This window comes from Anaeromyxobacter sp. Red801, assembly GCF_049201065.2.
Lineage (GTDB): Bacteria > Myxococcota > Myxococcia > Myxococcales > Anaeromyxobacteraceae > Anaeromyxobacter.
On sequence record NZ_CM181236.1, the window covers coordinates 3,635,220 to 3,652,441 of the forward strand.

9 protein-coding genes and 1 pseudogene are annotated in these 17,222 nt (G+C 74.3%); 7 read left to right on the forward strand and 3 right to left on the reverse strand.

Annotated features, from left to right (window positions below):
* Positions 1-5 precede the first annotated feature (5 nt).
* The 5 genes and pseudogenes from ACOQFB_RS16795 (at position 6) to ACOQFB_RS16815 (ending at position 7,284) form a co-directional block, all read left to right on the forward strand.
* Positions 6-1,325 (forward strand): sensor histidine kinase, encoded by a 1,320-nt coding sequence (locus ACOQFB_RS16795; RefSeq protein WP_421609815.1) that lies wholly within the window; start codon positions 6-8, stop codon positions 1,323-1,325.
* Positions 1,322-2,720: pseudogene (locus tag ACOQFB_RS16800) on the forward strand (sigma-54-dependent transcriptional regulator). Before ACOQFB_RS16795 ends, ACOQFB_RS16800 begins: the two are co-directional and overlap by 4 nt.
* 97 nt (positions 2,721-2,817) lie before the next feature.
* Entirely contained in the window at positions 2,818-3,444 is a 627-nt protein-coding gene (locus tag ACOQFB_RS16805; protein ID WP_421609814.1) for a hypothetical protein, read from the forward strand.
* Between the two features lie 123 nt (positions 3,445-3,567).
* Positions 3,568-5,199 carry an L-glutamate gamma-semialdehyde dehydrogenase gene (gene pruA / locus ACOQFB_RS16810; RefSeq protein ID WP_059439057.1) on the forward strand — a complete coding sequence of 544 codons (1,632 nt, stop codon included), beginning with the start codon at positions 3,568-3,570 and terminating at the stop codon, positions 5,197-5,199.
* 60 nt (positions 5,200-5,259) lie between these two features.
* Positions 5,260-7,284: an ABC-F family ATP-binding cassette domain-containing protein gene (locus ACOQFB_RS16815; RefSeq protein ID WP_059439056.1), complete on the forward strand. Its 2,025-nt coding sequence runs from the start codon at positions 5,260-5,262 to the stop codon at positions 7,282-7,284.
* An 84-nt stretch (positions 7,285-7,368) separates the two neighbouring features.
* On the opposite strand, the gene ACOQFB_RS16820 is transcribed toward ACOQFB_RS16815, so the two are convergent.
* From ACOQFB_RS16820 to ACOQFB_RS16830, 3 genes are all read right to left on the reverse strand, one after another.
* Positions 7,369-9,609, reverse strand: a complete 2,241-nt coding sequence (locus ACOQFB_RS16820; protein ID WP_421609813.1) for an immune inhibitor A domain-containing protein — start codon at positions 9,607-9,609, stop codon at positions 7,369-7,371.
* Positions 9,610-9,871: 262 nt separating this feature from the next.
* The gene (tpx, locus tag ACOQFB_RS16825; RefSeq protein WP_059439054.1) at positions 9,872-10,375 is read right to left on the reverse strand and encodes a thiol peroxidase; all 504 of its coding nucleotides are present in this window, start codon (positions 10,373-10,375) and stop codon (positions 9,872-9,874) included.
* Between the two features lie 191 nt (positions 10,376-10,566).
* On the reverse strand, positions 10,567-12,681 hold the full coding sequence (locus ACOQFB_RS16830) for an ATP-binding domain-containing protein (RefSeq protein WP_421609812.1): 2,115 nt from the start codon (positions 12,679-12,681) through the stop codon (positions 10,567-10,569).
* A gap of 309 nt (positions 12,682-12,990) precedes the next feature.
* Here ACOQFB_RS16830 and fdhD point away from each other — a divergent pair, with 309 nt between their 5' ends.
* The gene (fdhD, locus tag ACOQFB_RS16835) at positions 12,991-13,851 is read left to right on the forward strand and encodes a formate dehydrogenase accessory sulfurtransferase FdhD (RefSeq protein ID WP_059436412.1); all 861 of its coding nucleotides are present in this window, start codon (positions 12,991-12,993) and stop codon (positions 13,849-13,851) included.
* A gap of 64 nt (positions 13,852-13,915) precedes the next feature.
* Positions 13,916-17,206 carry a formate dehydrogenase gene (fdh, locus tag ACOQFB_RS16840; protein ID WP_152643301.1) on the forward strand — a complete coding sequence of 1,097 codons (3,291 nt, stop codon included), beginning with the start codon at positions 13,916-13,918 and terminating at the stop codon, positions 17,204-17,206.
* Positions 17,207-17,222: the final 16 nt, after the last annotated feature.

Below are 17,222 nucleotides of genomic sequence, written 5' to 3' on the forward strand. Positions count from 1 at the left end.
TTCAGATGCCACCGCCCGGCCACGACCAGATCCAGCGCGAGGAGCTGTCCCGGCTGTTCGGGCAGCTCGTCGGCGCGCGCCTGCTGCTGGTCCCGCTGGTGCTGGCCGCCGGCGCCTGGATGGCGTGGGTGGATCCCACCGGCTGGCGGCGGGCGCTGCTCGCGGCGATCCTCGTGACGGTCGCGGCGTTCTTCATCATCGAGTACGTCCGCTTCCGCCGCCGCGGCGGGCTCGCGCCCGGGCAGGTCCGGATCAACCTCGTGGCGGCGGTGGTCGGGCAGATGACCCTCACCGCCGCCACCGGCGGGCTCGGGAGCCCGTTCATCTACGTGGCGGTGCTGCTCGCGGTCATCGTGAACGTCTTCGTGCGCCCGCCGGTGTCCGCCTGGCTCACCGCCTTCCAGGTGCTGGCCGTCTGGACGTTCGCCGTGCTGGGCGCCACCGGCGCGGCGCCGCTCGAGCTGGAGCTGCTGGGCGGCGCGGCGCGGCGGCCGCCGCCGGTGGGCCTGGGCCTGCACGCCGGCTTCCTCACCGTCGTGCTCGTGTCGATCGCCTTCGCGGGCCGGGCCGGCCGCAAGGTGTTCGAGGCCATCCTCCGGCGCGCGCTCGCGGCGCAGCAGGACTCGCTCCGCGCGTACGCCGAGCGGGCCGAGGAGCTGACCGCGCTCTCCGGCGAGATCGCGCACGAGCTGAAGAACCCGCTCGCCAGCGTGAAGGGGCTGGCCGGCCTGCTGGCGCAGGGGGTCGGCCCGGGCAAGCCCACCGAGCGGCTCGCGGTGCTCCGCCAGGAGGTGGGCCGGATGCAGGCCATCCTGGACGGCTTCCTGAACTTCTCCCGGCCGCTGGTGCCGCTCGTGCTGGACGACTGCGACGTGGCGGCGCTGGCGCGCGAGGTGGCGGCGCTGCACGAGGGGCTGGCGCGCGAGCGCGGCGTGGCGGTGGAGGCGCGCGGCGCGGCGGTGCGCGCGCGCTGCGATCCGCGGAAGGTGAAGCAGATCCTGGTGAACCTGGTGCAGAACGCGCTCGACGCGAGCCCGGCGGGCGCCGCGGTGGAGCTGGAGGCGGCGCCGGCCCCGGGCGGCGGGGCGCGGATCCGGGTCCAGGACCGCGGCCCGGGCCTCGACCCCGCGGTGCGGGACGCCGCGTTCTCCCCCGGCTTCACCACCAAGGCGAGCGGCTCGGGGCTGGGGCTCACCATCGCCCGGTCCCTGGCGCGGCAGCACGGCGGCGACCTGGTCCTCTCCCCGCGCGCGGGCGGCGGGATGGTGGCCGAGCTCACCCTGCCCGCCACCCCCGCCGGCGCGGGGACGGGAGCGGTGGCATGAGCGAGCAGCCGGAGCGGCGCGGCGGGGCGCGGGTGCTGGTGGTGGACGACGATCCCGGCGTCCGCTACACGCTGCGCGAGATCCTCGCGTCGGAGGGGCTGGAGGTGGAGGAGGCCGCCGACGGCGAGACGGCGCTCGAGAAGCTCGCCGCGCAGCCGTTCCCGCTCGTGCTCACCGACCTCCGCATGCCGCGCCTGGACGGCATGGCGCTGCTCCGCAAGGTCACCGCCGGCCACCCCGCCACGCGCGTGGTGGTGATCACCGCGCACGGCTCGGAGCGCCAGGCGGTCGAGGCGGTGAAGGCGGGCGCCTACGACTACTTCAAGAAGCCGTTCGAGACCGAGGAGCTGCTGGCGGTGGTGCGCCGCGCGGTCGAGGCGGTGCGGCTCGCCGACGAGAACGAGCGGCTGGCCGGCGAGCTGGCCCTTTCGCGCTCGATGGTCTTCTCCTCCGAGGCCATGCGCCGGCTGGCGGTGCTGGTGGGGCGGGTGGCGCCGCGCGACGTCACCGTGCTCATCACCGGCGAGAGCGGCACCGGCAAGGAGCGCGTGGCCGAGGCGATCGTGCGCGCCTCGCGCCGCGCTGGCGGGCCGTTCGTGCGGTTCAACTGCGCCGCGCTCTCGCCGGAGCTGGCCGAGGCCGAGCTGTTCGGGCACGTGAAGGGCGCGTTCACCGGGGCGGTGCGCTCGCGGCCGGGCCTGTTCGGCGAGGCCGACGGCGGGACCATCCTGCTCGACGAGGTGGGCGAGCTGGCCGCGCCCGCGCAGGGGAAGCTGCTGCGCGTGCTCCAGGAGGGCGAGGTCCGGCCGGTGGGCGACGAGAAGGCCCGCACGGTGGACGTGCGCGTGATCGCCGCCACGCACCGACCTGCAGGAGCTGGTGCGCGCCGGCCGCTTCCGCGAGGACCTCTACTACCGCCTCGACGTGGTCCACCTCTCCATCCCGCCGCTCCGCGACCGCCCCGAGGACATCCCGGTGCTGGCGCGCCACTTCCTGGAGCGCTTCGCCGACCGGTTCGGCGCGTCCCCGCTGCACGTCCCGCCGGCGCTGTTCGACCGGCTGGCCGCGCACCGCTGGCCGGGGAACGTGCGCGAGCTGGAGAACGCGATCGAGGGGCTGGTGGCGCTCTCGCCGCCCGACGGCCTCGACCTGTCGCTCCTGCCGGGCGAGCCGACCGCCGGCTCGCCCGAGGCGCCGGCGGCCGAGAGCGCGCCGCTCCCGCTCAAGCAGCGCGTGGAGGCGTACGAGCGCGGGCTCATCGTGGACGCGCTGCGCGCCGCGCACGGGAACCGGAGCGAGGCGGCGCGGCGGCTGGGCATGTCGCGCGTCACCCTGCACGACAAGCTCCGCAAGTACGGGCTCGCCGGGGGAGACGAGGAGGCGGGCGAGCGGTAGGGCTGGCGGCGTCCACCCCGCGGGCGCGCGCGCGTGCCCCAACTTCCCTCCCCGCCGGAGGCGCCGCCGGGCGCGCGCGCGCCGCATCGTGCCGGTGATGGCGCCCACCCTCGCGCTCGCCGCCGTGCTCCTCGCCGCCCAGCCCGCGGGCGAGCTGCGCGTGCCGGACCTCCGGCCGCCCGCGCCCGAGACGCTCCCGGGCGGCGTCCGCGTCCTCGACCGCGGCCCGTTCGGCGCGGGGGAGCTGGCCGGCTCCGGCGCGGGGCTGCTCGCCGGCGACGCGGCGGTGGTCCTCGCCGCGTACGGCACCCTCAAGCTCTTCACCAGCGGTACGGTGTCCGCCTCGGTGGGCAACTTCCGCCGGGCCGCCTACGGGCTCGCGGCGGTCACGCTGTTCGTGCCGCCGCTCGGCGCGGTGCTGGGGGGGCTGCTCGTCGGGCGCGACGGGCCGACGGCGGGGAGCGCGTGGAAGGCGTTCGCGCTCTCGCTGGTGGGGCACGCCGCGGCGCTGCTGGTGGGCTACCTCGCCGCGCCGGCCTACTGGGCGATGCTGCCCATCCAGCTCGCCACCATGACCACCGGGACCTCGGTCGGCCTGCACTGGGGGCCCCGCGCGCGGACCCTGGACGCGCGCGACGCGCCGCGCCCCGGCGGCGACGGCGCCGCGGCGCCCGCGCCGGTGGCGTTCCGGGGCCCGCCCATGTGCCCCGACCCCGGCGCCTGACCTCCGGCGCCCCCGCCCGCCGACGGCGGGTCTCCGGCCGGGCGCCCCTGCCGCGACCTGGGCAGGATTCACCGAGAGGGGTTATGTTGCGCGCGCTCGAACGGCCCTAGGAGGGTGGCACCGATGTCGAACGGCGCTTTCCGCATCCCCGATCCCCGCAACGAGACGGTCCTCTCCTACGCGCCCGGCACGCCCGAGCGCGCCGCGCTGAAGGCGCGCCTCGCCGAGCTGTCCTCGCGCGAGATCGAGATCCCGCTCGTCATCGGCGGGCGCGAGGTGCGCACCGGCCGCATCGCCGAGGTGCGGGTGCCGCACCGCCACGGCCAGCGCCTGGCGCGCTTCCACCAGGCCGGGCCCGCCGAGGTCCAGGCCGCCATCGAGGCGGCGCTGCAGGCGCGCAAGACCTGGTCGGCCATGCCGCCGCACGACCGGGCGGCGGTGCTGCTCAAGGCCGCCGATCTGCTGGCCGGCCCGTGGCGCCAGACACTGAACGCCGCCACCATGCTGGGCCAGTCGAAGACGCCCTACCAGGCCGAGATCGACGCCGCCTGCGAGATCATCGACTTCTGGCGCTGGAACCCGCACTTCATGGAGCGGATCCACCACGACCAGCCGGTCTCGCCGCCCGGCCAGTGGAACCGCACCGAGTACCGCGCGCTGGAGGGCTTCGTCTTCGCGGTCACGCCGTTCAACTTCACCTCCATCGCGGCGAACCTGCCCACCGCCCCGGCGCTCATGGGCAACACGGTGGTGTGGAAGCCGGCCTCGAGCGCGATCTACTCGGCCTGGCACGTGATGAAGCTGCTGGAGGCGGCCGGGCTGCCGCCGGGGGTGATCAACTTCGTCCCCGGCCCGGGGCGCGCGGTGGGCGACCCCGCGCTCGCCAGCGCCGACCTCGCCGGCCTGCACTTCACCGGCTCGACCGGCGTGTTCCAGCAGATGTGGCGCACCATCGGCGAGAACCTGCCGCGCTACCACGGGTACCCGCGCATCGTGGGCGAGACCGGCGGCAAGGACTTCGTGTTCGTACACCCGTCCGCCGACGTGGACGCGGCCGCCACCGCGCTCGTCCGCGGCGCGTTCGAGTACCAGGGCCAGAAGTGCTCGGCCGCCTCGCGCGCCTACGTGCCGGAGAGCCTCTGGCCGCAGCTCCGCGAGCGGCTGCTGGGCATGGTGGCCGAGATCGAGATGGGCGAGGTGGAGGACTTCACCACGTTCATGGGCGCGGTCATCGACCGCGGCGCGTTCGACTCCATCCGCAAGCACATCGACGTGGCCCGCTCGTCCTCGCAGGCCAAGATCCTGGCGGGCGGCGGCTGCGACGACTCGAAGGGCTTCTTCATCGAGCCCACCGTCATCGAGACGGTGAACCCGCACTTCAAGCTCATGGAGGAGGAGATCTTCGGGCCGGTGCTGACCGTGTACGTCTACGCGGACATCCGCCTCGACGAGGCGCTCGAGCTCTGCTCCACCACCTCGCCGTACGGGCTCACCGGCGCCATCTTCGCGCGCGACCGCGAGGCCGTCGCCGACCTCACCCGCCGCCTCGCCGACGCCGCCGGCAACTTCTACGTGAACGACAAGCCGACCGGCGCGGTGGTGGGCCAGCAGCCGTTCGGCGGCGCGCGCGCCTCCGGCACGAACGACAAGGCCGGGAGCCTCGCGAACCTGTACCGCTGGGTCTCGATCCGCGCGATCAAGGAGACGTTCGACCCGGCGGTCCGCTTCGAGTACCCGTACATGCGCGAGAAGTAGGGCGGGCGCGGACCCGCCGGGCTTGTCCCGGCGGCGGCTTCGGGCTACTTCCTCGCCCCCGTGAGCCTCGTCTCCGCCAGCCGGCTGTCGCTCGCCTACGGCCCGAAGGTCCTGTTCGACCGCGCCGCCTTCTCCATCGGGCCGCACGATCGCATCGGGCTGGTCGGCGCGAACGGCACCGGCAAGTCCTCGCTGCTGCGCATCCTGGCCGGCCAGGTCTCGCCCGACGACGGCGAGCTGGTGTTCCGCCGCGGCGCGCGGGTGGGCTACCTGCCGCAGGACGTGTCGGAGCTGCCCGACCTGCCGCTCGTGGACGCGGTGCTCGCGACGGTGCCCGGGCGCGCGGCGCTGGAGGACCGGCTGGCCGGGGCCGAGGCCGCGCTCGCCGCGGCGGCCACGCCCGAGGAGCAGCTGGAGCAGTCGCAGGCGCTGGCGGAGCTGCACGAGGAGCTGGACCACTTCGAGGAGCACTACGGCCGGCGCCGCGCCGAGCGGATCCTGGCGGGGCTGGGCTTCCGGCCCGGCGACCTGGACCGGCCCGCCCGCACCTTCTCCGGCGGCTGGAAGATGCGCGCGGCGCTGGCCGGGCTGCTGCTCCAGGACCCCGACCTGCTCCTGCTCGACGAGCCCACCAACCACCTCGACGTGCCGACGCTCACCTGGTTCGACGCGTTCCTGCGCGGCACGCGCAAGGCGGTGGTGCTCATCTCGCACGACCGCGACTTCCTGAACCGGCAGATCGACCGGGTGCTGGCGCTCGAGCCGGAGGGGCTGCGCGCCTACGCCGGGAACCACGACGACTACCGCCGGCTGCGGGCCGAGGAGGAGGAGCGGCTGCTCGCGCAGGCGGAGCGGCAGGAGGCGAAGCGCGCCCAGCTCGAGGCGTTCATCGAGCGCTTCGGCGCCAAGGCCACCAAGGCGCGGCAGGCGAAGTCGAAGGAGAAGCTGCTCGAGAAGATGGAGGAGGTGCAGGTCCTCGAGCACCGCGCCACGCTCCGCTTCCGGTTCGCCGAGGCGCCGCGCTCCGGGCGCGAGGTGCTGCGGCTCGAGGGCGTGCGCAAGGCGTTCGGGCCGCGGGTGGTCTACCGCTCGCTCGACGCGGCCATCCAGCGCGGCGAGCGCGTGGGCGTGATCGGGCCGAACGGCGCGGGCAAGTCCACGCTGCTGAAGCTGGTGGCGGGCGAGCTCGCGCCGGACGGCGGCGAGGTGAAGCTCGGCCACGGCGTGCTCGCCGGCTACTACGCGCAGCACCACTTCGAGCGGCCCGAGCACCCGGAGGACGCGGCCGGCGCCATGCGCACCTTCGGCACGCTCGACCCGGACCGCACCGTGCTCGACACGCTCTGGGACCTCGTCCCGGACCGCGGCGAGGCGTACGTCCGCAGCGTGGCCGGGTCCTTCCTGTTCTCCGGGGACGACGTGGAGAAGAAGGTCGGCGTGCTCTCCGGCGGGGAGCGCGCGCGGGTGGCCCTCGCGAAGCTGCTGCTCGTGCCGGCGAACCTGCTGGTCCTCGACGAGCCCACCAACCACCTCGACCTCGACTCCTCCGAGGCGCTCATCGACGCGCTGAAGGGCTACGACGGGACGCTCCTGTTCGTCTCGCACAACCGGAGCTTCCTGAACCAGCTCGCCACGGTGATCTGGGAGGTGAAGGACGGCGGGATCGTCCCCTGCCCCGGCAACCTCGACGACTGGCTGTACCACCAGCGCCAGCTGGAGGCGGCCGGCGCGGCCGAGGGCGCGCCCGGGGCGGCGCGCGGCGGGGCCGGCGACGGCAGCGCGCGGACGGCGGCGCCGGTGAGCGAGAAGGAGCGCCGGCGCGCCGAGGCCGAGGCGCGCAACGCGCGCTCCCGCCGCGAGAAGCCGGTGCGCGACGAGATCGCGCGGCTCGAGGCGCGCATCGCCGAGCTGGAGCGGGAGGAGAAGGAGACCACCGCCCAGCTCGCCGACCCGGCGCTCTACCAGGACTTCGCGCGCGCGAAGCCGCTCATCGAGCGGCAGGCCGCCGCCCGGTCCGAGCTGGAGACGCGCTACGCCGAGTGGGAGGCCGCCCAGGAGCGGCTCCAGGCCATGCAGGAGGGGTGAGCGGGGCCCGCGCCCCGCCCACCCCGCGCCGGCTCGTGGTTCGACGGGCTCACCACGAGCGGTGCTCGAGCGCTCCGGTCGCCGTCACCTCGCCGGCCGCACCTCCAGCTGCATGAACCCGCCGAGCGTCCCGGTGATCCCGAGGATCCGGAGCTGCGTCCCGGTGTCCGGGTTCATGACGCTGCCCTGCGGGTTGGTCGGGTCGTAGTACTGGATGCGATCGTCGAACACCGGCTCGCCGGGCAGGCTCGGGATCGGCGACAGGACGCCGTTCCGGTGGAGGTTGGGGATCGCCTCGGTGGGCTCGACCGAGAACGTCGAGTCGTAGGTCTGGATGCGGTTGCTCCAGCGGCCCCCGTCCACCCGGTACAGCGTCGCCGGGTGCGCGTCGATGGGCAGGAGGAGCCCCTTGCCCGGGTGGAGCCGCGTCTGGTTGTTCCGCTGCGCGGTGTCCCAGTAGCTGACGAGCAGGCCGTCCTGGTACGGGAAGTGGTCCACGAGGTTCAGCAGGCCGGGATCGTTCGTGTAGCCGAAGTAGTACGGCCCGGTCCGCAGCGTGGCGTCGTAGCCGCGGTACTGCCGGTACTCCGCGACGTAGTAGTGGTTGTACAGCTTGGTCTCGGTGCCGCTCGAGATGCGGAAGCCCTCGAACGTCCAGCCGGGATCGGCCTCGGCGCCGTCCACCGGCTGGCCGGTGATGGCGAGCTCGTCCAGCATGAACCCGTAGCCGCCGGTGTTCGGGTCCGTCCAGTACCGGAAGCCGATCATCACGTCGCCGGCGGGGAGGCCGGCGGTGAGGTCCACCCAGTTGCCGCCGCTGCTGCCGGTGATGCCGAAGCCGAAGTTCTGGCCGTGCGGGCTGGTGGTGGTGGAGAGGTTGGTCTGGAGCGGGGTCCACGTCGCGCCGCCGTCGGTGGACGCGACCAGGTAGGCGTAGTCCCAGTCCAGCTCGATGCTGTAGCGGACCTTCGCGGAGAGCGTCGCGCCCTCGGGCAGGTTCATCGCCCGGTACATCCAGCTGTCGAGGTTGTCGCCCGAGCCGCTGTAGTAGAAGGACGAGCCGGCGTACGGCGTGCCGATCACGGTGACCACCGACTTCTTCGGCAGCACCACGAACAGCCCCTGCGCCTGCTTGCTGGTCGTCTCCATCGGGCCCAGCCGATGGACGGAGCGCGCGCCGGCGTACGCGACCTGGTAGTCGAGCCAGCCGAGCTGGAACTTCTCCCAGGCGCCCATGTGGCTGGACTTGGTGCCGATGTCGGTGGTGCCGTCGCCGAGCCAGCTCCCCGAGGACATCAGCGTCCAGAAGCCGGTGCCGTTGTCGCCGCCGGAGGTGTCGTACAGGTCGGGCAGGCCGAGGTCGTGGCCGAACTCGTGCGCGAACACGCCGACGTGGCCGTTCTCCGGCTGGATGGTGTACTTGCCGACCCAGTAGCTGCTCTCGCCGATGCGGATGCCGCCGTAGAGGTTGAACGGCGGGCCGGTGACGCCGCGGTCGGCGTAGAAGGCGAACCAGCTGTGGCTCCAGATCGCGGCGTCGCCGAGGACGCCGCCGCCGGCCTCGTTGCCCTCGCCCGCGTGCACGAACTGGACGGTGTCGATGTAGCCGTCCGGCTCGTCGAAGTCGCCGTCCCCGTCGTAGTCGTAGCGGTCGCGGAGGTCGTAGGACGCGAGGTAGGCGTCGATCTCGGCCGGCGTCTTCCCGGCGGCGATCTGGGCGTCGTACCAGCCGTTCACCGCGTCCTTCAGGAAGTACCAGACCGCGTTGCCGCCGAGCGGGCTCTCCAGGTCGTCGTCGTACGTCGCGGCGTCGCCCGGGACCTGGATCCAGCCGGTCACGTCGCCGTGCACCGTGTACCGGTTGGAGGACTGCTCGATGTAGAAGTTGCGCAGCGAGTTCGCGCCCGCGGCGTCGTCGAACAGCAGGTCGAGGTAGTGCTGGCGGTCGAAGTCGGGGTACCAGATCGTCGTGTTGTCCACGGCCCGGTCCGGCTCCGGGATCTGGTTGTGCAGCAGGTCGGCGAACTCGCCCAGCACCGTCCAGACCGCGTCCTCGCCGTCGCGATCCAGCTCGACGTACTGCCCGCGCGCGACCTGCGCCGTCCGGCCGGGCGCCTTGCCCGCCAGCCTCGCCTCGAGCGCGGCCGCCCGCAGCTCGCGCTGCCGCTCGCCGGCCGGGAACGGCCGGTCGTCCTGGCGCAGCAGCTCGCCGGCGCCGGGAACGGCGGCGGGCTCCTCGTCGATCCACGAGGACGCGCTCGCGCGCGGCCCGCCCAGGGACATCACCAGGACCGCACACGCGGCCAACCGCAGGATGCGATTCATGCCCCGCTCCTTGTCTTCTCTCACCGTGGGTGATACCCCGCACGCGGCGGCGAGCGGGCCACGCCTCCCCCTGAGACCTGGAGCCGGAACGTTCCCATTCCGCGAGCAGGTGCGACAACGCACCTCGCGTGGTGCCCGGTCCGGGCGGAGCGTTGCGCCGCACGCCGCCGGGGGGCGTTCCACGCGCCCGGAGAGACGACGAAACCCCGCCCACCCGCGGGCGCGGGCGAGCGGGGCGCGGGGAACCCCGTGATCCTTCGGGCTACTGCTTGGCCGCGGCGAGCGCGGCGTCGTAGTCGGGCTCCTGCCCGATCTCCGGGACGAGCTGCCGGTAGACGACCTTGTCGGCCTCGTCGAGCACCACCACCGCGCGGGCGGTGAGGCCGGCCAGCGGGCCGTCCTGGAGCAGCACGCCGTAGTCCTTCGCCATGTGCTTGCCGCGGATCAGCGAGAGCGGGACCACGTTCTGCAGCCCCTCGGTCGTGCAGAAGCGCTTCTGCGCGAACGGCAGGTCGGCGGAGACGACCAGCACCACGGTGTTGGGGAGCTTGCCCGCGCTCTCGTTGAACTTGCGGGTGGAGGTCGCGCACACCGCGGTGTCGAGGCTCGGGACGATGTTCAGGATCTTCCGCTTGCCCTTCCACTCGGCCAGCGTGACGTCCTTCAGGTCGCCGGTGGTGAGCGTGAAGTCCGGCGCCTTGGCGCCGACGGCGGGCAGCTCGCCGTTGGTGTGGATGGGGTTCCCCTTGAGCGTGACCTGGGCCATGTCGGTCTCCTGGTGATGGCGGGCGCGCCGCGCCCGCGTGGACGGTTCACTGCCGGTCATGAGCGCCGCGGGGCCTCGGCCCGCCTCGCCAGCCGGATTCGGTTCTCGGTGCCCCGAATCTAGTCCGGCCGCTGAACGGTCGCTTACCCGTTCGGCATCGGCCGCCCCTTCCGGGACCGCAGCGCGGGCGCTCAGCCGCGCGGCAGGCCGCGCAGCAGCGGCGAGGGCGTCCCGGGCGCCGCGATCCAGAGCTGGTGCGCGGCCCGCGTCACGGCCACGTGCAGCCGGCGGCGCGCCTCGTCGGTCTCCGGGTAGGCGCGGGCCGTGGCGTCCGGCACGATCACGTAGTCGAACTCGAGCCCCTTCACGCCGTCCACGTCGGTGATGTCCACCCCCGGACGGAACGTGAACGCGCCGTCGAGCGCGAGCCGCGCCTCCGGCATGTCGGCCAGGAGCCGGTGCAGGCTCCGCGCGACCTCGGGCCCGCTGCACACCACCGCCGCCGAAGCGCCGGGCTCCCGCTCCACCAGGTCGCGCAGCGCGCCCGCCAGGAACAGGTGGGCGTGCGCCTCGGTGGGGAAGTCGAAGCGCGACACCGGGGCGCCGCGCCGGCCGGCGCGCGGCCGCTCCGGCGGGGCGATCGGCCCGAGGACGGCGTGGGCCAGCTCGGCGATCGGCTCGGGGCAGCGGTACGTCGTCGCCAGCCGCACCGTGGCGGCCGCCGGCGCGCCCAGCGCGGCGAGCGCCTGCGGCCAGCCGGCGTAGGACGCGAAGGTCTGCTGGCTCTCGTCGCCCGCGAGCGTGACGCTGGTGCCGGCGAGGTGGCGCCCGAGCACGTGCAGCTCGAAGAGCGTCACGTCCTCCGCCTCGTCCACCACCAGGTGCGCCGCCTTCCGCGCCGGCGCGCCGGCCCGGAGCGCCGCGAGGAACAGCAGGATGGGCAGGTCCTCGACGTCGAGGGTGCCCGCGGCGGCCTCTGGCGTGTCCTCGTCCACCGCCTTGCCGTCCAGCGTCTGGAGCCGCTCCGGGTCCACGCCCGCCAGCAGGTCCTCGGTGGAGGAGGAGAGCTGCAGCCGCGTGTGGCGGAGCGTCTCGTCGATGGCGGTCGCCGGCAGCGTCCCGGCGGCCGCCTTCACCACTGCCTCCAGGAACCCGCGATCGACGAACAGGTCGCCGAGCTCGCGCCGCAGCCGCGCCAGCGCCGGCCGCTCGCGGGCGAGGTGCGGGCGGCGGCGCAGCAGCTCGTACAGCGCCGGGTGGCGCTTCAGGCGGGCCACCAGCGGCGGCGTCTCCGGGAACAGGCGCGGCGGCGGCGCGCCGAATACGCTCTGGAACGCGCCGCGCGACCAGGACTCGAGGGTGCGGACCGGCGCCTTCTCCAGGCCGAGCGGCTCGAGCAGCCGCGCCGCGAGCCGGGCCAGCCCGAGCTCCGGCACGACCACCTGCAGCCGCGAGGCCGGGAAGCGCCGCGGGTCCTCGAAGGCGATGCGGGCCAGCCGGTGCAGCGCGACGGTGGTCTTGCCGCTGCCGGCCGAGCCGAGCACGAGCAGGGGCCGGTCCGCCGGCGCCGCCACCGCCTCGTACTGGTCCGGATCGAGCAGCGCGGTGATGTCCGCCGCGCCGGCGCGGCCCGCCGCCCCGGCGCCGGTGCCGAGCGCGCCGGCGCGCGCCGCCGACCCCGCCCCGCCGCCCAGCGCGGCCGCCTCGGCCGCCAGCGCGCGCCAGCGGCCGCCCTCGCGCACCAGCGTGAGCGGGCCGGCCGCGATCCGCGTCAGCACCCCGCGCTCCACCACCACCACCCGCCGCGCCTCGACCGTGCCGGCCGCGACCCGGCCCGGGAACGCCTCCTCGAACTCCTCGCCCTCGCGGTACCGGTAGAAGATCCCGGCCACCGGCGCGAACCGCCAGTCCACCACGCGCACGCCGGCGGGCCGGTCCACGAACGTGTGGCGGCCGAGGAAGTAGTCGCGCCGCTCGCCGCCCTCGTGCACGCGCAGGTGCGCGAAGTACGGCGCGGCGGGGTCGGGGAGCTGGTCCGGGCGGACCCGCTCCATCACCGCGCGCAGCAGCCCCATCTCCTGGAACACCGTGGGCAGGTCCTTGGGCGTCGCCTCCAGCGCCTCGTCGCGCAGGTCGCGCAGGCGCTCGACCAGGTCGCCCTCCGCGCGCGCCGGCGCGAGCCGGGCCGCGAGCGCCCGCTGCACCGTCGCGAGGAGCGCCTCCTCCTCCGCCACGATGGCGCGCGCCGCGGCGGGGAGCGGCTCGCCCTCGAGATCGGGCGCCGGGCTGGCAGGGTTCGCGCGCAAGCGGTCTAGCTTAAGCGGGCTCTCCGACGGACGCACGACGCCCGCCGGCGCGCATCGCTTGCGCAGCCGCGCGGCCCCGGCTGCCCCGCGGAGCAGCACGGCCCGTCGAGCGGCCAGGAGGACGGATGTGACGGACCCGAAAACGTCCCGTCCGGACCGCTGCGTCCGCCGTGCGGCTCGATTAGCTTCGCCCGCGAGTTGCCGGGTCACGGCGGCAGCTCCCGGGGCGCGCGACCGGACCGCCCGGCGCGCGCCCCACCTCCTTGCTTTTCCCGCCCCCCTGGGCGGCCGCTCCGTTACCTTCCCGCCATGGAAACCTCCCTCAAGCGCGCCGCCGCGCCGGCGGGCGCCGTGGCGGAGCGGACGGTGCTGCGGAACGGCGGCGCGGTGCGCGACGCCCTCGCGGTCGAGGAGCCCCTCGAGATCCGGGTGGACGGCGAGCGGCTCGCCACCACGATGCGGACGCCCGGCGCGGACGGCGACCTGGCGCTCGGCTTCCTGTTCGCCGAGGGCATCATCGCCGGCGTCGAGGACGTCGGCACGGTCATCCACTGCGGCCGGCCGGGCGAGGAGGGCTACGGCAACGTGATGGACGTGCGGTCGGCCGCCGGGATGCGGATCGACCCGGAGCGCATCCTCGAGGGCCGCCGCTTCGTCCCGGTGAGCGCGGCCTGCGGCGTCTGCGGCCGGCTGACCATCGACCACCTCATGGAGCGGATCCGCCCGCTGCCCGCGGGCGAGCCGGTCCCGCCGGCGCTCGTGGCGGCGGGCATGGAGCTCCTGGCGCGCAGCCAGCCGGTGTTCGAGCGCACCGGCGGGCTGCACGCGGCCGTGCTGGTGGGCCGCGACGGCGCGCCCATCGCGGCCGCCGAGGACGTGGGGCGGCACAACGCGGTGGACAAGGTGGTCGGCGCGGCGCTGCGGGCCGGCCGCGCCGGCCCGCGCGCCGCGACCGCGCCGGCGCTGCTCGCGGTGAGCGGGCGCGCCGGCTTCGAGATCGTGCAGAAGGCGGCGGCCGCCGGCGTGCCGGTGGTGGCGAGCGTGTCCGCGCCGTCGAGCCTGGCGGCGGACCTGGCCCGCGCGGCCGGGGTGACGCTCTGCGGGTTCGTGCGCGGCGAGCGCATGAACGTCTACGCGAACGGCGAGCGGCTCGGGCTGACGGGACCTTAGACGGCGCGGGGCCGGTTGCCGCGGCACCGGTCGAGACCGAGGTTCATCGCAGGAGATCCCTGCGATGCCGAAGCTCCCCGTCCTCTCGGACTGGCCCGTGCTGCGCCAGCTCCGCCGCCGCGATCCGTCGGGCCTGGGCTCGACCGCCGCGTCCCCGCGCACCCGCTCGCTCGCGCCGCGCACCGCGTCGGCGGATCGCGTGGCGCGCTCGATCTGCCCCTACTGCGCGGTCGGCTGCGGGCAGCTCGTCTACGTGAAGGACGAGAAGATCGTCGACATCGAGGGCGATCCCGACTCGCCGGTGTCCCAGGGCTGCCTCTGCCCGAAGGGCGCGGCCACGTTCCAGCTGGTGACCGGCGCGCACCGGCTGGAGCAGGTGCTCTACCGCCGGCCCGGCGGCACGTCCTGGGAGGCCATCCCCCTCGAGCAGGCGATGGAGATGGTCGCGCAGCGCGTGAAGAAGGCGCGCGACGAGACCTGGCAGGAGCGGGTCGAGGACGAGGGCGCCGAGCACCACGGCGACCAGGTGCGGCGCACGCTCGGCATCGCGCACCTCGGCGGCGCCACGCTCGACAACGAGGAGAACTACCTCCTCAAGAAGCTCTTCACCGCCCTCGGCGTGGTGCAGGTGGAGAACCAGGCGCGGATCTGACACAGCTCCACGGTCCCCGGTCTGGGGATCTCGTTCGGCCGCGGCGGCGCCACCACCTTCCCCGGCGACCTGCAGAACTCCGACTGGATCGTCGTGCAGGGCTCGAACATGGCCGAGTGCCACCCGGTGGCGTTCCGCTGGGTGATGGAGGCGAAGAACCGGGGCGCCACGATCATCCACGTGGATCCGCGCTTCACCCGCACCAGCGCCGTGTCCGACCTGCACGTGCCCATCCGCCCGGGCAGCGACATCGCGTTCCTGGGCGGGATCATCCACCACGTGCTCGAGCACGACCTGTGGTTCGAGGAGTACGTGCGCGCGTACACCAACGCGAGCACCATCGTGGACGAGGGCTTCCGCGACACCGAGGACCTGGAGGGCTTCTTCAGCGGCTTCGACGCGGAGTCGAACACCTACTCGTGGGAGACCTGGAAGTACCAGGGCGTGGACGGCGTGGTGCCGGCCGCGGGGCACAAGCTCGTGTACGGCGAGGAGGGCGCCGGCCGCGGCGATCTGCGCGGCACGAAGATGCTGGAGCGCGAGACCGACCCGACGCTCCGGCACCCGCGCTGCGTGTTCCAGCTCCTCAGGAGGCACTTCGCCCGCTACACGCCGGAGATGGTGGAGGAGACCTGCGGGATCCCGAAGGCGCTCTTCCTCAAGGTGGCCGAGACGCTGGGCCGGAACTCCGGGCGCGAGCGCACCGGCGCGTTCTGCTACGCGGTCGGCTGGACGCAGCACACCGTGGGCGTGCAGTACATCCGCACCGCGGCCATCCTGCAGCTCCTGCTCGGCAACATCGGCCGGCCCGGCGGCGGGATCATGGCGCTGCGCGGCCACGCGTCGATCCAGGGCTCCACCGACATCCCGACGCTGTTCGACATCCTGCCCGGCTACCTGCCCATGCCGCACGCGTCGCTGCCCGACCGCGGCCTGGACCAGTACGTGAACAACAACGCCTCGGCCACGCACTGGTGGAGCGAGTTCCGCAAGTACGTGGTCTCGCTGTGCAAGGCCTGGTTCGGCACCGCCGCCACCCCGGAGAACGACTTCCTGTTCGATCTCCTGCCGCGCCTCACCGGGAACCACTCGCACATGGTGACCGTGTCCGAGATGGCCGACGGGAAGCTGAAGGGCTACTTCGTGATGGGCGAGAACCCGACCGTCGGGTCGATGCACGGCGCGCTGCACCGCAAGGGCCTGCGAGCGCTCGACTGGCTGGTGGTGCGCGACTTCACGCTCACCGAGACCGCCGAGTTCTGGCGCACCGCCCCCGAGATCGCGCGCGGCGAGGTGCGGACCGAGGAGATCCGCACCGAGGTGTTCTTCTTCCCGGCCGCCACGCACACCGAGAAGGACGGCTCCTTCACCAACACGCAGCGCATGCTGCAGTGGCACCACCGGGCGGTGGAGCCGCGCGGCGACTGCCGCAGCGAGCTGCACTTCACCTACCACCTGGGCAAGCGCCTCAAGGCGCTGTACGCCGGGTCCACCGACCCGAAGGACCGCGCGATCCAGGCGCTGACCTGGGACTACCCCACCCGCGGCCCGCAGGAGGACCCCGACGCCGAGGCGGTGCTGCGCGAGGTGAACGGGTTCACCGTGGCGGACGGCAGGCCGGTGCCGGGGTTCGCCGAGCTGAAGGACGACGGCTCCACCGCCTGCGGCTGCTGGATCTACTCCGGCTGCTTCCGGGACGGGGTGAACCAGACCGCGCGCCGCCGGCCCGAGCGCGAGCAGCACTGGGTGGCGCCGGACTGGGGCTGGGCCTGGCCCGCCAACCGCCGCATCCTCTACAACCGCACCTCGGCCGATCCCGAGGGCCGCCCCTGGTCGGAGCGGAAGCGCTACGTCTGGTGGGACGAGGAGCAGCGGCAGTGGACCGGCTACGACGTGCCGGACTTCGTGAAGGACCGGCCGCCCTCCTACCGCCCGCCGCCCGGGGCCCGCGGCACCGCGGCCATCTCCGGCGACGACGCGTTCATCATGCAGGCCGACGGGAAGGGCTGGCTGTTCGCGCCCTCCGGGCTGCTCGACGGCCCGTTCCCGACGCACTACGAGCCGGAGGAGTCGGTCCTCGAGAACCCGCTCTACCCGCAGCAGTGCAACCCGGCGCGGATGGAGTGGCACCGGCGCGACAACCCGTACCACGCCGCCTGGGGCGATCCGCGCTTCCCGTTCGTGCTCACCACCTACCGGCTCACCGAGCACCACACCGCCGGCGGGATGAGCCGCTGGCTCTCCTGGCTCTCCGAGCTGCAGCCGGAGATGTTCTGCGAGGTCTCGCGCGAGCTGGCCGCCGAGCGCGGGCTCCGCAACGGCGGCTGGGCCACCATCACCACCGCGCGCGGCGAGATCGAGTGCCGGGTGCTGGTCACGGATCGCATGCGTCCGCTCCGGGTGAAGGGCGGCCGGACCGTCCACACCATCGGCCTGCCCTACCACTGGAGCTTCGTGGGCCGGGTCACCGGCGATCCCGCCAACGAGCTCATCGGCTTCGTGGCGGATCCCAACGTCAGCATCCAGGAGTCCAAGGCGTTCACCGGGGACATCCGCTCCGGCCGCCACGCGCGCGGCCGCCGCTCCGTCACCGACGGCGTCGCGCTGCGCGAGCCCGAGCCGCGGATCCACGCGCCGCGCGACCTCCCCGGCCTGCACGCGAAGAAGCGCAGCCCGCCGGTGGAGCCGCCCGAGCCCCGCTGATCGCAAGGAGGCGTCC